Genomic DNA, 16,871 nt, shown 5'->3' with positions numbered 1-16,871 from the left:
TAAAAAAACGTTTTACAACATTTCATAACCGTAATTACGGCGGATTCGACTACGTCTGAATCCACTCGGAATTGCTAAAGTCAGTGCTAAACCGAAAATTAACGCATATAAAACCGTAACTGACGGTTATACGAGACCGTTGTAAAACATTTTGACCGAACCAACAAATATGGAAATAGACCACATATTTATATTTTCAAATAATGATGGAAAAGAAGCCGATAAATTAGTTGAGTTTGGTTTGACCGAAGGAAGTAATCGCATTCACCCAGGACAAGGAACAACGAATCGAAAATTTTATTTTGAGAATTTTTTTCTCGAAGTTTTGTGGGTCATTGACGAAATTGAAATACGAAGCGACTTGACTTCTAAAACAAAACTTTGGGAACGTTCACAATTTGATGAAAATCAATTTTCACCTTTTGGCTTGTGCTTAGTCAACTCAAAATTGACTGACAAGCTTTTTGAGCAAAGCCAAATTTATCAGCCGAATTATTTTCCAAAAGGAATGTCAATTGACATAATTACAAATGAAAAAAATCCAAATCTACCTTGGACTTTCAGACTTCCATATCGTGGCGAAAAAAAAGCCCATAATGAACCTACAAATCACAAAAATGAAATACGAAAACTAACCCATGCGGAATTTGAAATCCCATTAAATAAAGACGAAAAAGTATTTGAGACCTATTTTCAGTGTTGTGAAAATATTGATTTTAAGAATGGACAACGAAATCATTTAACTCTTGAATTTGATAATAAAAGTCAAAACAAAATAATGGAATTTGACGGACTGAATTTAACAATTAAGTACTGAATTAAAACGTTTAAAAAAAATGGTAACCGTTGCACAAGCCTCTAATATTTATAAAATCTTACTTATTTAAACCGCTTTTCTCGTTCTAGCAGCTTTTCCCTACTTCACTTCAAACGCTCTCACTTTTAAAACTTTAAAAGCAAAAAGCTTAAAAGTTTTACGGGTTTCTGTAAGCTGCTTCTGTGACAAAAAGCTATTTTTATAAAGAGTACTTTAAAGTGTTGATATCCGGTAAGTTTTATGGGATATTAATACTATTAGAGTTGATATAATAAGTTGTAGAGCATTAGAACTCAGAGATGAAATACATATTTTTAGATACAAACATATTTCTACATTTTCAAAATTTTGAAAAAATTGACTGGTTATCTGAATCATCTTCTGAAACCTGTAAACTAATTATTCCGCCTGTCGTAATTGATGAATTAGACGAAAAAAAAATTGGCACCAACAAAATTGGAAATCGAGCAAGAAATGTACTGAATCGATTTGAAGAGCTTGTTGAAATGGAAGATTCCAAGATTAATGAAGATATTGATTTTGAAATTCTTTTGTCAAAACCAAGGAGAGAGATTTATGAAACAAATAATTTAAACTTTGACGAGAAAGACCATAGGCTTATAGCTAGCATAATTCAATTTTGCGAAGGCTGTGATTTAGATAAAATACTTTTATGTTCGAATGACATTGGACCTAGATTAAGAGCAAAAATGTATGGTATTCAATCTTTAAAATTGAATTCGAAATACTTAATACCAAACCAAATCTCGGAGGAGGAAAAAAAAATTAAAAACCTCGAAAGAGAAAATCAAATTCTTAAATCGAGAGTACCTAAACTAGAAGTTTTTTTTGATAATGAGAAAAACCATATAAAATTTCAACTTGAAAAAAAAGACTTCTCTAATTTTGAAAGTTTCAAAAGAGAAAAGTTAAGTCAAATAAAAATTGATTATCCTCATTTGGAATATAGTAAATCCAAAAGCAATACAGTATTACAATTTAGTTCCCTCAATCCAAGTCAGATTAGAGAATATAACGATGCATTGAACATATATTATGAAGAATATGAAAAGGTTTTGGACGATATATTTAAATATGAACAAAAAGAATTATGCACATTTGAAATTCAATTAATTATTAAAAATATTGGTAATACACCAGCAAGGGATATCGATTTACACTTACATTTTCCTGATGGCTTTAGATTAATAGAAAGTACGAACAAAGAAGAATATCCAGAATTACCAAAACCACCGTATAAACCAAAACACCCTTTTGATTTTGGCTTTTCAAATCACCCTATTTTACCATCATTATATACTAGAATGGGACAAGATGTTAATCTGAATTTAAATTCCCCAAGTATAAAAAAAACCAATAGTTATGACGTGGATTTTCATAGAGCTAACTTGAAACACGGTTATGTTGAAGAACTAGAAAAATTATTAATCATTTTTGATAACGAACAAAGTATAAATAACTTTAAAATTGATTATCAGTTAAGTTCAGCTGATATTCCTGAAAAAATAATAGGAAAATTAAACCTAATATTTGAAAAATAACGCTCTACAATAATGGTAACAGCTCCACAAGCCTCTAATTCTTATAAAATCCTACTTATTTAAACCTCCCGAAGCTTCGGGATTAAGCGGTTTTCTCGTTTTGAGATGTTTTTTCCTACTCCACTTCAAACGCCCTCGTTTCTAAAACTTTAAAAACAAAAAGCTTAAATATTTTACGGGTTTCTGTAATCTGCTTCAAGGACAAAAACCTATTTTTATAATGATAACGCTAAAGTGTTGATATCCAGAAAAAGTTAAAAAATTATCAATATTAAGAGAGCTAATATTATAAGTTAGTTTTAATTATGAAAAATAAAGGATATATATCAAAAATCAGCTCCGTTAATAGAGGATTCGGTCAAATATTGGATGAAACCAAAATCGTGGTGAATTTTGAACTTGTTGAATGTAACTATGATTTTGTGCGAATTGGAGATGAAATATTTTATGATTTGGTACAAATCTATGATGGCTCATATGAAGCCTTAAATATTGAATTTAAAAATAACTCAATCTTATCCGAATTAGATAGTGCTTACCAAAAGCAAAACAAACTTCAATGTAAGGTAAATTTTAAAACACCAAATGGCTTTGTCCTTGATTACAAGGGAGTATCCATTTATCTTCCAAATAAAGAATTGCAAGGAACTAATTTAGTTGAAGGAAGCGATACAACACTTTACATAAAGCACTTTTCTTATAATGCTAATATTATTTGCTCTTTAAATAGCAACTCAAATTCTAATCTAGTCTCACAATTTCAAAAATATATAGGAAAAAGTGATTCTTTTAATTTTGAGATAATTGAGATCAACAATTCTGGCTTAATCGTAGCAGACTCTTCCATATATGGTTTTATTCCAAACTCTCATTTAGGCAAAATAAGTAAAGATAAAATCCGGCAAGGTAACACAATCAAAGCTTCGGTTATTGCGTGTTCTCTTAAAGGAGGTCTGGTTCTTTCCATAAGAAATCATCTTTTGTACGATATTCTTGTTGATTTAAATGACGCATTCAATAATCAGATTTGCTTATCAGGGGAAATAAAAAGTTTCTATAAAAAATACTTCATCATTGACTACAAAGGGATAGATCTTCTCCTTAACAAAAATTATGTACTCAATAATGATAATATTGACATCAAACAAAGTATATATTTCAAAATTATTGATTTTAGTTGGACAAAAACAATTTCAATATCAGTACTAGAAACATCTGAAAATGGCTTAGTCAGTTCTTTTAGACGTGAAAATTTGTTTATCGGTACGGTGCAAAACGTAATGGATAGTGGATTACTGATTTCTATCAATGAAAATTATATTGGCTTTATGCCAAATTTTGAAATAACTAATAATTGGAAACTCGATTTGAGTATTGTAAAAGAGGGCCAAAAAATAAAGGCTTCAATTACAAAATTTAACTATCAAGGGCTTTATTTGTCTAGACTTCTTTATACAAGAAAAATCAGAAGCAGGTTAGCTTCAAAAAAAATCAAAATAAATGATACCGTTGTACTAAAAATCTACGATAAAATGGCAAAATTTGGTGTATTAGTAAGAAATGAAGCAATTAAAGGATTAATACCCTTAGAGAATATTCTACCAAAAGAAATCATTGAACAAATTAACATCTTAAATTTTGTCAAATACTGTAAACTCATTTTTAAAAAAAAATCATTAATAAAATGTATTGTATCAGAAGTGGACGATAATGATAACAAAATAGCATTTGATATAAATGTTCATGAAATCGATAATAAAGAAAAAATTATTCAAATTTTCGACTATTTTAAGAATAACACTAAACAAAAAATTGCCGTTATCGATTTCTACAATAAAAAAGCCCGTAAAGATCTATAAGCGGCATTAAATCGACCGCTAATACAAAATATCGAAGTGCATTTAAAAAACAACAGGTGTTGTAAATTAGAAATATGAAAGAGACAACAATATATTCAATAGGTCACGGCAACAAGAAGATTGAAAACTTTATTGCCGAATTAAAGTCGTTTAAGATTCAGTTTCTTCTTGACATACGTTCAAAACCATATTCAAAATGGAACCCCCAATTTAATCAAGCAGCACTTGACTTAGAATTAAAAAATTATGGAATTACTTATGTTTTTGTTGGCGACACCTTAGGAGGTCTTCCAGAAGACAGAAGCTGCTATGACAATGATGGAAAGGTGGTTTATGACCTGATTAAAGAAAAAGAATTTTTCAAACAAGGACTCGAAAGATTAACAACTGCTAATGCAAAAAAAATTAACCTTGCAATAATGTGTAGTGAATCTAAACCAGATGAATGCCATAGAAGTAAATTAATCGGACAAGAACTTCTGAACAAAAAAATTTCCTTGAAACACATTATATCAAGCAAACGTATTAAATCGCAAGAAACAGTAATGAACGAACTAACAAAAGGTAAAGGAACTGTTGACCTATTTGGTAATGAAATGGACTTTACTTCAAGAAAATCATATTAATGGAATTTTTCACAATTGGAGTTTACAACTCGACCGAGCAGGAGTATTTTAAAAAGCTGACAGAAAATAACATTGACACATTTTGCGATATACGTCAAAGAAGAGGTGTTAGAGGCGCAAAATATGCTTTTGTAAATAGCACTAGGCTTCAAGAAAAGCTTAAAGAGCTTGATATTCAATATGGTCACGTTATTGAACTTGCCCCAACTACAGATATTAGAGACCTTCAAAAAGAAGCTGACGCTCAACAGGGAGAATTAAAAAGAGACCGAAATAAACTCGGTAAGGTTTTCACAATCGCTTATATGGACAGAATATTAAGCAATTTTGATTTTGACTCATTTATAAATAAGCTTAATGAAGTTGGTGCAAATCGTGTGGTTTTATTCTGTGTTGAAGAAAAACCAGAAGCTTGTCATAGGTCAATTGTAACCGATAAACTTGAAAAACTTGGATATAAAATTACTCATTTGTAATGGATGTTATCATAGTATCAAAAACCCATATGTCCAATGCAGCCTGTGTTGGTGGTATTTTAGCCAATGGTCGTTTTGTAAGACTTCTTAACTCGGACGGATATAATCAAGATTCAGATACTGACCTTGAAGTTGGAGATGTTTTTACTATAACCTTTTCAGAAAGAACAGATAAAAGACCTCCACATGTAGAAGATATTTTGGTTTACTCACTGGAGCATAAATTCTCTTTTCCTTCAATTGAAAAAATGGTTGATTACTTAACGGTAAAATTGAAAGTAAGAATTTGGAAAGGAAGTCCAGATATTCTATTTGACGGCAAGCTAAATTGGACAAATAGCGGCAGTGGATATATCAATGAAGAAAATGGAATTTGTAAAAATAGTGTTGGGTTTTGGATTTCTGACAGGGATTTAACAAAAAAAATTTTCTACGATAAAACAAGATATAATTATCCAAATACCAATGGTTGGAGAAGTTTACCATTCGTAGGGTACGGAAACGCAGTTGAAAATATTCCAGCAGGCACATTAATGCGTGTTTCTCTTGCAAGATGGTGGGATACTAATGGTACAACGGAGGAAAGGTGTTCTTTACAATTATCAGGTTGGTATGGGCTACCTGAACCTGATACTAAAAATGAAGAAGAGGAAGATGATTTACCATTCTGAAATAGGAAAAACTAATCCTACATAGTGCATGGTTAATCGCGATTATTTGCTTTTAATCAACTTTTTTAAATCGACCCAACTAATCGTTCAACCAAAAGGAAAGTGAATTGAAATACGCCACTTAGCATACACAGACCATTATTCCCGCAAAAAAATTCCTTGTCCAAACCCAACCCCACTTTTCTCAAAAAAAAACTACCTTACCATCCGGTAACCGCTTCTAATCAAGCGAACTAGGCTTTCTAAGGATGTTGCGTGCTTTAAAAATACTGGTTTTTACAGGTGTCCTGGGATGTGTAAATCTGGCTTACAGCCAGCAAATACATCGTATTGATACCCTGTATCCCGTACACAGTCTTGATTATGCTTTAGCCGTCTACCCCGACTCTACCCAAAGCTTAAGCCCTGAGATGCTGCTTGACAATCTACCCAAAGACCATTTAAAGGGAGATCAACTACCCCGATATCTGGAAGTAGGCACCGTCTACTGGGGCAGGCTAAGCCTTGAGGCCAAACAACCCCTTACCGGCTGGGCATTGCATTTTGAAGATTATATGATTGGTCCGCCTGCCTGGACCAAAAGCAACGGCAAGGTAGATGTCTATGCCTACTCAGGCGACAACCTCCTTTTTCATCAAAGAACCGGGTTGAGTTATCCCAGGGCAGCACGCGCCTTTCAGGAATCTTTGGCCTACAACCGCGTTTCTCTGGCAGACCTGCCGGTCAACACACCCGTAACGCTTTTAATTCGGGTAGAAGGCAATGCGATGGGCTACCCGCACTATTTTAACCTGACGGCGCGCAGCAGTAAACAGGGCTTTTATCACGAGTTTAATCAGGTACAGCACAGCTTTAATGTGTTTTTGTTTGGGGTTACCTTTATTATTTTTCTGTATCACCTCCTGCAATTTTTCTACCTGCGCGAACGCATCTATTTGTGGTTTTCCACCTGGCTTTTCTTCTGCACCCTGACTCAGGGTATGACCAGCGGTATGGTGTTGAATACGACTTCAAATGCCTATTATATACTGTGGTTAGTCATTGCTACCAGTATTTTATACAGCTATTGGTTTTTTGGAAGAGCCTTTGTCAACTCCAAAGAAAAATTTCCCAGGCTTGACAAGCTGATGCTGGGCTTGGCGCTGTTTGTACTACTTGAAATTCTGATAACCGGTCTCTATACGCTTCTCTTTAAACCACAGGTGTATTATACCGCCGTTGGGCCGCATTATATCTTTCTCAATATCTACACGCTGGCAGGCCTCATACTGTCTTTTGTGCTGCTGAGCAAAAAAGACCGGTTTGCACGGTATTTTGGCGTGGGTTCACTGGTGGGCAGTTTGATGATGCTTATTGGTACGCTTTGGTCGTTAAAGCTGATCACGCCTCCCTTTCGTATAGATCCCTTTGCCGCCAGTATCTTTCTGCAAATCATCATTTTCTCCTTTGGAATTGCCTACAGGCGGCAGACTTTGGCCAAGAAAGCCGAAGCCGAACGTCTCGAGACCCAGCGGGCACAGATTGAAATTCAGCGGGTAAGGGATCTTGACGAACTCAAAACCCGGTTTTTCACCAATATTTCGCACGAGTTTCGAACTCCGCTTACGCTGATACAGGGCATCTTTTCGCAGGCGAAACCCGGGAAAAAATCCGCATCAGATGCTGAACGTATAGAACTTCCGCTTAAATCTTACGAAGTGGTGGCGCGAAACACCCGCAGGCTCGAGTTGCTTATTGACGAACTGCTCGAACTGGCCAAACTGGAAAGCGGTACTGTTAAGCTGACCTTGCATCAAGGCGATGTGGTGCAGTTTGTACGCGCGCTGGTCTTTTCTTACGAAAGCCTGGCGGAACGTAAAAATATCAGCTTAAGCGTTACGGGGATGACTGAAACGCCTGTTGACAGCTATTACGATCCCGGCAAGCTTGAAAAAATAGTGGTAAACATCCTGTCTAACGCTTTTAAGTATTCACCGGAAGGCGGCAGCGTTTCCGTGTCCATCAATCACGCCAATGACAGGCTCAGTCTGGTGGTAGCCGACACCGGCAAGGGAATCCCCGAAGCGGAGATTCCGCATATCTTTGACCGCTTTTACCGTACGGAAGGCAGCGAGGCTAAAGGCAGCGGCATTGGCCTTGCCTTGTGCAAAGAACTGGTGGCGGTGCATGGCGGTGAGATCCACGTAAGCAGTACTCTGGGAAAAGGTTCCAGCTTTACGTTACAGCTGCCTACTTCACTTGTAAACCTGCCCAAAGACGCCTATGTGCAGACCAGTCGCGATCCTTATGCTCCTGCTTCGCCTGAATTTACAGCAGACGGAGATGAGATCGCTGAATCCTCCGTTTCCAAAGACCTACAGAAGCCACACATTCTGGTCGTGGAAGACAATGCAGATCTGCGGAATTTCATCAAAGGCATTCTTCAAGATCACTACGAAATAAGCACCGCTGTTGATGGAGAACAGGGCGAAGAAGTGGCGCTTAAAGAACTTCCCGATCTGGTTTTAAGCGATGTGATGATGCCGAAGAAAAGTGGTTTAGAACTGTGTCACAACCTGAAAAACAACACCAAAACCAGTCATATTCCCGTGATTTTGCTAACTGCCAAAGCCGACCACAGTCATAAAATGGACGGACTGCAACGGGGTGCCGACAGCTATCTGACCAAACCTTTTCAGGAGGAAGAACTTTTGGTTCGCATTCAAAACCTGCTCACTGCTAAAGAAAAGTTGTGGCAGCGCTTTAAAAATTCGGGCAGTATGCTTGTAGACGATCTGGAGTTGAATTCGCTGGACGATGCCTTTTTGCAGCAGGTTTTTAAAAGCATAGAAGCCGAAATGCACGAAGAAGACTTTTCGGTAGAGAAACTGGCACAACGAGTAGGCTTCAGCCGCACGCAATTGCACCGCAAACTCAAAGCTCTGATCGATAAATCGCCCAGTCAGCTGCTTAACGAAATTCGTCTTAACAAAGCCCATCAGCTGCTCACTCATAAAACCGGTTCGGTTTCCGAAATCGCCTATGCGGTAGGCTTTAGCAATATGAGCTATTTCACCAAACGCTTTAAGGAAAAGTTTGGCGAAACCCCGAGCACTCTTCTGGAATCAGATGAAACATCCAATTAAAAAACACTGATAATAAGCCAGTTAACACGCTCGAGACATCTGTGTTAGTCTTTGCAACATAGGTGTTAGTAGCCCCTTTCTATTTTCTTCAACTTCGTACGAAACAAGTTTATCAACGTTCAACTTAAAACTACAATCGTATGAAAAATGTTACTACATGGTCACAGCGTATTCTGAAGTTTACCTGTGCAACCGCAATCGTTTTGGGCACTGCCTGCTCTACTGAAGAATTGGCCTTAAGTCCGGAGGAGCAAGCCGCAGATTTAAAATCAAAAACCACTACTGTAGAAAGTCAGCTGGAACGCCTCACCAAAAAAATGCAGCGCTTTCACAACTTTAAGGTAGCCGAAGCGCAGGGGTTTATAGCGGTTTCTCCCTACATACCGCATATGGGTATTCACTTTGGGCAGCTTGATCGTTTTGATGCGGACTTCATTCTCGAAGAACCTGAAATCCTGCTCTATGTAACCGAAGAAGATGGAAGTATGCGCTTTGTCGCGGTAGAATACGCTGTGCCCGTCGCGCTATCTGCAACTCCTCCGGAAGGTTTTGTGGGTGACGACGATCACTGGGAATTTAATCCTAATGTCGCGGGAGGTTCGTGGACGCTGCATGTGTGGATGGTTGAAGAAAACCCGAATGGCATTTTCGCACCTATGAATCCGAACATTCCGGCAGCGCCTGCTAATTAAAACCAGCCTTACGCTCATTTTAACTTAATTATTATGAAACCACAATTGATTTGGCTTTGCCTTACAACGGCCCTGCTTGTCACGGCCTGTAAAGACGGGGAAGCAAAGAAGGAAAAAGAGGAGTATCAGATTCAGCAGGCCGGTATGCAGGCACCGGTTAATTTAAAAAAACGTGGCGAATACCTCGTAAACATTATGGATTGTGCGGCCTGCCATACGCCCAAAACGATGACGCCCCAGGGCCCCGTTCCTGATATGACCCGCTATATGATGGGCTACGATGCCGCTGAAGCGCTCCCTCCACTGCCTGATAATGTACCAATAGGTCCGTGGGCTTTGTTTAAAGGCGATCTGACTGCAGCGGTAGGTCCGTGGGGTACTTCGTATGCCGGGAACATCACTCCGGACGATACAGGAATTGGCAGCTGGACGCTGGAGCAGTTTTCAAACGCTATTCGTAAAGGCATGTATAAAGGGTTGGAAAACACCCGCCCGCTTATGCCGCCAATGCCTACTCAGGCCTATAAAAACCTGAGCGACGAGGATGTCAAAGCTATTTTTACTTACCTAAAAAGTCTGGAACCTATAGAAAATGTGGTTCCGGCATACACGCCTCCAAACGCCTAACCGTAGATCTACAAAAAAACAAAGCCAAACAGAGGTCTGTTTGGCTTTGCTTTTTTAGTATAATATTGTTATTATTTTTTATCGGCAGGGGCTACAGCTTCAATAGTACCTTCACTGGAAGAATCTGCGGTGCGTTGAGCTGCTTTATAAGAAACCCGGAATTTTTTTCCTTCAAAATTTCCGTTGATTAGGTCCACAGGTAATTCTTTCTCACACTTCAAGACTACCGCCTGAAAATCAGTATCGGTAAAAAAGTAATACTCTCCTTCATATCCATCAAAAGTCAATTCCTGATTGATGAGTATTTCTGCATTAATGTCGATGCTTTCTGCCGGTTTCAGTACTTCCGTTTCACTTTCCAAAGGTGAAAAAGTAAGGGTGATGATGCTTATAATGCCTATTAAGAGTTTCATAGTTTTCTAATTTATACTACTAAGATAAGCAGCCTCTTACCCAATCTAAAGACTCTTAATTATACTTTAGCAGGAAGTGCTAAAGCATTCCCAACATACCAGCTCAAAAGCTTACGATTCCTAATAATATTAACAAAATAAATTATTATTAATAAAATTGCATTTCAACGGAAAAAAGCGTGACTTAAACAAATAGTTCCCTTCCCGTGGAAAAAAGGGGTTTTTCTTAACTAAAAAGACTCCGTTTTTCTTGTAACTTAGTTGAAGTTCATTCTTAGTTGGCCTCTAACTTCCCCTTTTGTTTTTCCTCTATAAAACGTGAATGAGCCTCCTGAGATCGCAGTATTGACTATTAACCATTCTATATATATTCATCAAATCAACGGGTAATGAGAAAAATTTACTTCAGTCTCGGAACACTTTTCTGCGGGACTTTCCTAATCGCACAAACCAACACCAGTACGGTAACGCAAACCGGAACGGGCAATGTTTCTGACGCGATACAAACCGGAAACCGTAATATACTTGACGTCAGACAAGAAGGTGTTACTAATTTTGCAGATTCCAGACAGAACGGGAGAATTAACGATGCAGATATTGATCAGATAGGTACCAGTCAGGATTCGTACATCAAACAGATTGGAACGCGTAATGAGTATCGTACCTCTCAGGTTGAAAATGGAAACGACAACCTGGCAATGGTACGTCAGGAAGGCTATGCGAATTATGGTGGTCGTGGAAACGACTGGGGGACCTATCAGGCCGGATCCCGCAATTTTTCAGAATCCTATTCGATAGGAGACGAAAACGGTGCTGCCACCCTTCAACGTGGCGCCGATAATGAGGCTTCGTTATTGCAACGGGGAGATCGCAACCGGTCTACCTATTTAACGAGTTGGAACTGGGGTATTCAGCAGATTGGAGACCGAAACAGTGCAGATATTGATCAAATTGATGATGATAATGTCGCTTCTGTAGAGCAATGGGGTAATGACAATGACTTTCGCATTACGCAGGAAGGCTTTGTCAATGTCGCCTCATCCTATCAATTTGGAAATCGCAACCGGGGTGGCGGCTCCTACTTAAACTGGGGTGTTCTTCAGGTAGGCAGCGAAAATCGGGCAAGTTCCGTATCCATCGGTGACGACAACAATTCAGGCACCTATCAGGAAGGGGATTACAATACTTCAACCATTTTACAGGTAGGAAATGCTAACGTAACAAATGGGTTTTCCGTCGGAGATTTTGGCACTAATCAACGCGGCTATTACAACAATTCCGATTTGGTTCAGGCAGGCAACTCCAATGCGGCTTCTACAGATCAGCAGGGCAATAGAAACCAGGCTGACACCTATCAGCTGGGAGATGGCAATACCAGTTCTGTATTTCAGGAACGCTTAACTAACCATTCTGATGTTGACCAACTGGGGGATTTAAATGGTTCTGCCGTGTACCAGTACGGCACTTCAAACCGAAGTATAGTTTTTCAGGATGGAGATCGCAACACCAGCGATGTTGCTCAGACCGGGCTTACGCATTTAAGCAATGTTAACCAATGGGGTGGTATGAATAATGCGCAAGTAACACAGCGCAATTAATTCTTTATAGACTTTATTTAATATAAACACAATATAGCCTAAAGATTTTACTGCACTTTAGATCGAAGCCTTTAACAAAGTCTAGGCATTAACCACCTCTTCTTTACGCTTTACCAGTCTGCGATCTTTGATATACAGACGGGCATCTTCAAGTGCCAGATACAAACAGGGTACGATAATCAGAATAATAGATGTAGCGAAAATAATACCGAAGCCCAGCGATATGGCCATCGGGATCAGATAAAATGCCTGACTCGAAGTCTCCAGAATAATCGGGGTAAGTCCGCCAAAGGTGGTAAGCGTAGTAAGCATTATCGGTCTGAATCTACGTAATCCCGCCTCGTGTATGGCTTCGTAAATAGACAGGTCTTCGCGCTTTTTATTAGCATAATCAATCATGATCAGCGAATCGTTAACCACCACCCCAGACAATGCGATCACGCCCATCAGGCTAACCAGAGAGAGGTCATAACCCAATAAAATATGGCCTAAAACCGCACCTACAATTCCAAAGGGTATTGCCGTCATCACAATCAGCGGCTGAATGTAGTTTGAGAACGCCATAGCCAATAACGCATAGATGATCAGCATCGCTATGAGAAAGTTGCTGTACAGCGACTGTGTCGATTCGCGCATATCAGCCTGACCCCCTTCAAAAGTCCAGGTAATCCCGGGATAATCGGCTCTTAGTTGTGGCAAGTCTTCCTCTTTAACTTTAGCCAAAACCCGGCTCACCGCATTTGCCGGTTCTACATCAAAACCTACGTTAACCACGCGCCTCCCGTCTCTTCGGTTGATACTGGTAAAGGCTTCACGTTGGCTAACTTCAACCACATCCAAAAGAGGCACCTCAACCCCTGCCGGAGTGCGTACAATAAAGTTTTCTAGATTTTCCAGATCCCGGCGTTCTTCGAGGGGTAGTTTTACACGTACTTCTATTTCATTGGTACCGCGTAATTGCCTTAGAGCAAGCGCACCAAAAAATGCGTTACGCACCTGGCGTCCCACCTCATTTGAAGTAAGCCCTAGATTACGCCCCTCCGGAAGTATTTTAAAGTCGTACTGCAGTTTTCCCTTATCGTAATTATCGCTTACATCCCGCGAATTCTCAAGCGCCTTCATCCTGTCGTAAAAAGCCATACTGGCGCGTTCCAGCATCTCAATATCCGAATGGCTCAGGTCTACGCTGATGTCCTGCTGATAACTCCCGGGGCCGCGTTCCGCTTCAAAAGTGATTTGGTCAACACCCTTAATATCCCCAATATTATCGCGCCATAGCGTGATGACCTCAGCCGCGCTCATATCCCGCTGATCGGGTGGCAGCAACACAATCTCGGTATCTATAAAGTTCTGTCCCCTGATGTTGGTCTTAATTCCTTCTGCGATTTCATAGAGATTATGCTCGTCAAACATACGCTGGGTAGCCTGCGTTATCTCTTCGGCAACCGCTTCTGCCTGCAAACGCGTGGTGCCCACCGGCAAACGTACTCCTGCCTCAATCTCTTCGGCAGCCACCTGAGGCATTAAGATCATTCCCATATGATCGCTATACGCATAGCCCCCAACGATGAGGAGCAAAGCGAAAGCCGCACTGAGGGTAATGTATCGGTATTTTAAACAGCGATCCAGAAAGGGACGGTAGTAGGTTTCGATAACATGTTCAAAACCTTTTGCAAACCGCTGCTGATAGGATTCCAGTTTTAAAATCCATTTGTTCTTCTGTTTTGTGGAAAGATGCGCCAGGTGTGAAGGCAGTATAAATAAGGCTTCAAAAAGACTTACCGCAAGAATGACGATTACCACGGCAGGCAGGGGCCACCAAAACTTTCCGGTTTCCCCGGGAATAAAAAGCAGGGGTAAAAAGGCTATGATCGTGGTCAGAATACTAAAGATTACGGGCTTGGATACATCTTTGGTTCCGGCAATGGCCGCTTTTTTAAACGACATGCCCTGCTGGCGTTTTTCGTAGACGTTTTCGCCCACAACCACCGCATCATCTACCACAATACCCAACACAACCAGAAAACCGAACATCGAAATCATGTTCACACTTACCCCGATGAGTGGCAATAGGATCATCCCTCCCACAAAGGAAATGGCCATCCCCATCATTACCCAAAAAGCCAGGCGGTATTCCAGAAACAAACTCAAGATCACCAGGACGATAATTATTGCCAAAATACCATTTTCGGTCAGTAAGGAAAGTCGTTCCCGGTAGTCCTCTGCGCGGTTGCTGTCTATCCTGAAATTGACGCCGGGCGGAAGTGGGAAATCATCCATAATTTGTTGTACCGTCTCTGCAATGACCAGCGGGGATTGATCGCCAATTCTAAAAATCTCCATCTCAACCGACGGGGTCTGATTGAATTTTCCGTGAAAGCCCGATTCTTCAAAGGTATCGTCTAAGGTGGCGAGATCACCCAGTGTGACCTTAGCACCTGAGTCTGCCGTTAGAATGGTAATGTTGCTGAATTCATCGGCCCATTGCTTGCGTTCTTTCATGCGCAACAGGATCTCGCCCGAATTGGTTTCTACAGCGCCTGCGGGCACATCCTGACTGCTTTGGGAGATGATGTCTGCGACCTGCCCGAGTGTGAGTCCGTATTCCTGAAGCTTGTAGCGGGAGATTTCAATTCGGGTTTCATAATCGGGTACACTTCCTATTTCCACCTGGGTTATTTCGGGATCACTTAGGAGTCTGTTTCGCATTTGCTCGGCAAGTTTGCGCAGGGTCCAGATGTCTACATCGCCATAAATACCTATTTCCATCACATCGCGCTGCCGGTCGCGCAGGCTTACCTGAGGCTGTTCGATATCATCGGGAAAAGTGTTGATACGGCTCACGGCCTGATCTATATCCTGAAAGGCTTTCATACGGTCTGAACCGGCTACCAGCTCAATCGCGATGGTTCCCGAACCTTCATTTGCGGTGGAAACAATTTCTTTTATACCCTGAATGCCTCTGATGGATTCTTCTACCGGAAGGAGTATCCCCTGCTCTACTTCGGCGGGGGCAGCTCCGGGATAGCTCACAGATACATCCACAAAATCAAGCTGAAACTGGGGAAACACTTCTTTCTGAATGTTTACCATGGTATAAATACCTCCGCCAATAAGCAAAATCATCAGCAGATTGGTAATCACGGAGTTTCGGGCCATAAAGGCTATTGCCCCTTCCTTACGCGGTGTATGTTTCTCGTTACCGGCCATTAGTTTGTTTCGCTTATAGAATCCATACTCGTTTTACCGGTATCTTCACGCAGGGCAACACCTTCTGCCACCGTGCTCAAATTGGTTATCACCAACTGGTCTCCATCTTCCAAACCCTTTTCCACATAGGCATAATCGGCATCGGTAAGCAGCACCTCCAGTTTGCGAATCTGCAATTTACCGTCTTTCATAACCCAGGCGGTAGTGTTGGGTCTTACATAATCCCGTCGTATCCGCACCACATCGTTTACCGGTTTCCCCTCAATGTTTACCTCTACAAAAGAACCTATGATGAGTTCGGGTTGATCTTCTTCTGATTTCAGATTTAAGGGATCTGCTACACGCACCAGGACGCGCGCCAGACGCGTCTGACCTTCCAAGGCGCCTATTTGTTTGTCGAGATAGCCGATGCGCTGCTGCTGCGGGCCCCAGGCCGAATTGCTGCGTAAAATTACTTTAGATCCCTGCTCTCCATTTTTAGGGAAACGAAGCCAGCGCAGTTTCGCCACCGGAATCGTTACTTCTACCCAATAAGAATCGGTACCTACCAGTCGTCCCAGGTTATCCCCTGGAGCCACCTGTGAGCCTTCGGTAACGTTTTGGGACAAAATATGCGCATCAAAAGGAGCTCTGATGCTGGTACGGCTTAAATCTAAAGCTGCCTGATCAACAGTTGCCTGAGCCGCCTGAATATTCGCTTTTACGGCTTCCAGCTGGGGTTGTCGCAAAACCAGATCGCGCTGATTGCTGCTCAGACTATCTGCTCCTATAAGGGCCAAATCCTGTTCTGCCACCTCCTGGCGGCCCATTTCAATATTGAGATTGGTTTGTTGTTGTTTCAGGTTTCCTCTTTGCAATTCTAGCGCATTGCGATAGTCCGCCGGATTGATTTGCAATAGAAGTTCGCCCTTTTTTACAAAACTCCCGGGTACAAACGAGCCTGAACGTCTGCTTACCGGTCCTGCTACCAACGGACTTATAATTACATCTTCGACCGGTCGTACGGTTCCCGTAGCTTGGAGAACCGGCGTAAAATCGCTTCGGGATACGGTGTTCAGGCTTACCAGCATAGCCGTTTCCTTCACACTGCCTTCACTTTTTGCGGTGGGTTCGGTATTAAAAATAAGCACCAAAACCAGCACTGCTACCAGCACTATTCCCGCACAAATGATTATTATTTTTTTTCTGCTCATAA

The 16,871-nt window shown here is 40.7% G+C and carries 13 protein-coding genes; 10 read left to right on the top strand and 3 right to left on the bottom strand.

Annotated features, from left to right (window positions below; genetic code table 11):
* Nucleotides 1-169 precede the first annotated feature (169 nt).
* The 9 genes from CJ305_RS10690 (at nucleotide 170) to CJ305_RS10650 (ending at nucleotide 10,455) form a co-directional block, all read left to right on the top strand.
* Nucleotides 170-817, top strand: a complete 648-nt coding sequence (locus CJ305_RS10690) for a VOC family protein (RefSeq protein ID WP_099646246.1) — start codon at nucleotides 170-172, stop codon at nucleotides 815-817.
* A 299-nt stretch (nucleotides 818-1,116) separates the two neighbouring features.
* Nucleotides 1,117-2,379, top strand: a complete 1,263-nt coding sequence (locus tag CJ305_RS10685) for a PIN domain-containing protein (protein ID WP_099646245.1) — start codon at nucleotides 1,117-1,119, stop codon at nucleotides 2,377-2,379.
* A 305-nt stretch (nucleotides 2,380-2,684) separates the two neighbouring features.
* Nucleotides 2,685-4,238, top strand: coding sequence for a hypothetical protein (locus CJ305_RS10680; RefSeq protein ID WP_143469373.1), 1,554 nt, complete (start codon nucleotides 2,685-2,687; stop codon nucleotides 4,236-4,238).
* A gap of 74 nt (nucleotides 4,239-4,312) precedes the next feature.
* Nucleotides 4,313-4,864, top strand: a complete 552-nt coding sequence (locus CJ305_RS10675) for a DUF488 domain-containing protein (protein ID WP_099646243.1) — start codon at nucleotides 4,313-4,315, stop codon at nucleotides 4,862-4,864.
* Nucleotides 4,864-5,340, top strand: a complete 477-nt coding sequence (locus CJ305_RS10670; RefSeq protein WP_223248858.1) for a DUF488 domain-containing protein — start codon at nucleotides 4,864-4,866, stop codon at nucleotides 5,338-5,340. The genes CJ305_RS10675 and CJ305_RS10670 overlap by 1 nt, the downstream gene beginning before the upstream one ends.
* Nucleotides 5,340-6,011, top strand: a complete 672-nt coding sequence (locus CJ305_RS10665) for a dual OB domain-containing protein (protein WP_099646241.1) — start codon at nucleotides 5,340-5,342, stop codon at nucleotides 6,009-6,011. Before CJ305_RS10670 ends, CJ305_RS10665 begins: the two co-directional genes overlap by 1 nt.
* 248 nt (nucleotides 6,012-6,259) lie before the next feature.
* Nucleotides 6,260-9,136, top strand: a complete 2,877-nt coding sequence (locus CJ305_RS10660; protein ID WP_099646240.1) for an ATP-binding protein — start codon at nucleotides 6,260-6,262, stop codon at nucleotides 9,134-9,136.
* Nucleotides 9,137-9,276: 140 nt separating this feature from the next.
* A complete protein-coding gene (locus tag CJ305_RS10655) occupies nucleotides 9,277-9,828 on the top strand; it encodes a hypothetical protein (RefSeq protein WP_099646239.1) in 552 nt (183 codons plus the stop codon).
* Nucleotides 9,829-9,861: 33 nt separating this feature from the next.
* Complete coding sequence (locus CJ305_RS10650; protein ID WP_099646238.1) at nucleotides 9,862-10,455, top strand: c-type cytochrome; 594 nt, start codon at nucleotides 9,862-9,864, stop codon at nucleotides 10,453-10,455.
* Between the two features lie 71 nt (nucleotides 10,456-10,526).
* On the opposite strand, the gene CJ305_RS10645 is transcribed toward CJ305_RS10650, so the two are convergent.
* Nucleotides 10,527-10,868 (bottom strand): hypothetical protein, encoded by a 342-nt coding sequence (locus CJ305_RS10645; protein ID WP_099646237.1) that lies wholly within the window; start codon nucleotides 10,866-10,868, stop codon nucleotides 10,527-10,529.
* A gap of 389 nt (nucleotides 10,869-11,257) precedes the next feature.
* On the opposite strand from CJ305_RS10645, the gene CJ305_RS10640 reads away from it, so the two are divergent.
* Nucleotides 11,258-12,466, top strand: coding sequence for a hypothetical protein (locus CJ305_RS10640; RefSeq protein ID WP_099646236.1), 1,209 nt, complete (start codon nucleotides 11,258-11,260; stop codon nucleotides 12,464-12,466).
* Nucleotides 12,467-12,547: 81 nt separating this feature from the next.
* Here CJ305_RS10640 and CJ305_RS10635 read toward each other — a convergent pair whose 3' ends face one another.
* Together CJ305_RS10635 and CJ305_RS10630 are read right to left on the bottom strand one after the other, a co-directional pair.
* Nucleotides 12,548-15,676, bottom strand: coding sequence for an efflux RND transporter permease subunit (locus tag CJ305_RS10635; RefSeq protein ID WP_099646235.1), 3,129 nt, complete (start codon nucleotides 15,674-15,676; stop codon nucleotides 12,548-12,550).
* A complete protein-coding gene (locus CJ305_RS10630; RefSeq protein WP_099646234.1) occupies nucleotides 15,676-16,869 on the bottom strand; it encodes an efflux RND transporter periplasmic adaptor subunit in 1,194 nt (397 codons plus the stop codon). The genes CJ305_RS10635 and CJ305_RS10630 overlap by 1 nt, the downstream gene beginning before the upstream one ends.
* Nucleotides 16,870-16,871 lie beyond the last annotated feature (2 nt).

It is taken from the genome of Leeuwenhoekiella nanhaiensis, from assembly GCF_002744755.1.
Taxonomy (GTDB): domain Bacteria; phylum Bacteroidota; class Bacteroidia; order Flavobacteriales; family Flavobacteriaceae; genus Leeuwenhoekiella; species Leeuwenhoekiella nanhaiensis.
This window is presented reverse-complemented; position numbering and strand designations above follow the sequence as displayed.

Coding starts and splice junctions, on each gene's coding strand:
- CJ305_RS10690 (WP_099646246.1), top strand. CDS start 170: ATGGAAATAGACCACATATTTATATTTTCAAATAATGATGGAAAAGAA.
- CJ305_RS10685 (WP_099646245.1), top strand. CDS start 1,117: ATGAAATACATATTTTTAGATACAAACATATTTCTACATTTTCAAAAT.
- CJ305_RS10680 (WP_143469373.1), top strand. CDS start 2,685: ATGAAAAATAAAGGATATATATCAAAAATCAGCTCCGTTAATAGAGGA.
- CJ305_RS10675 (WP_099646243.1), top strand. CDS start 4,313: ATGAAAGAGACAACAATATATTCAATAGGTCACGGCAACAAGAAGATT.
- CJ305_RS10670 (WP_223248858.1), top strand. CDS start 4,864: ATGGAATTTTTCACAATTGGAGTTTACAACTCGACCGAGCAGGAGTAT.
- CJ305_RS10665 (WP_099646241.1), top strand. CDS start 5,340: ATGGATGTTATCATAGTATCAAAAACCCATATGTCCAATGCAGCCTGT.
- CJ305_RS10660 (WP_099646240.1), top strand. CDS start 6,260: ATGTTGCGTGCTTTAAAAATACTGGTTTTTACAGGTGTCCTGGGATGT.
- CJ305_RS10655 (WP_099646239.1), top strand. CDS start 9,277: ATGAAAAATGTTACTACATGGTCACAGCGTATTCTGAAGTTTACCTGT.
- CJ305_RS10650 (WP_099646238.1), top strand. CDS start 9,862: ATGAAACCACAATTGATTTGGCTTTGCCTTACAACGGCCCTGCTTGTC.
- CJ305_RS10645 (WP_099646237.1), bottom strand. CDS start 10,868: ATGAAACTCTTAATAGGCATTATAAGCATCATCACCCTTACTTTTTCA.
- CJ305_RS10640 (WP_099646236.1), top strand. CDS start 11,258: ATGAGAAAAATTTACTTCAGTCTCGGAACACTTTTCTGCGGGACTTTC.
- CJ305_RS10635 (WP_099646235.1), bottom strand. CDS start 15,676: ATGGCCGGTAACGAGAAACATACACCGCGTAAGGAAGGGGCAATAGCC.
- CJ305_RS10630 (WP_099646234.1), bottom strand. CDS start 16,869: ATGAGCAGAAAAAAAATAATAATCATTTGTGCGGGAATAGTGCTGGTA.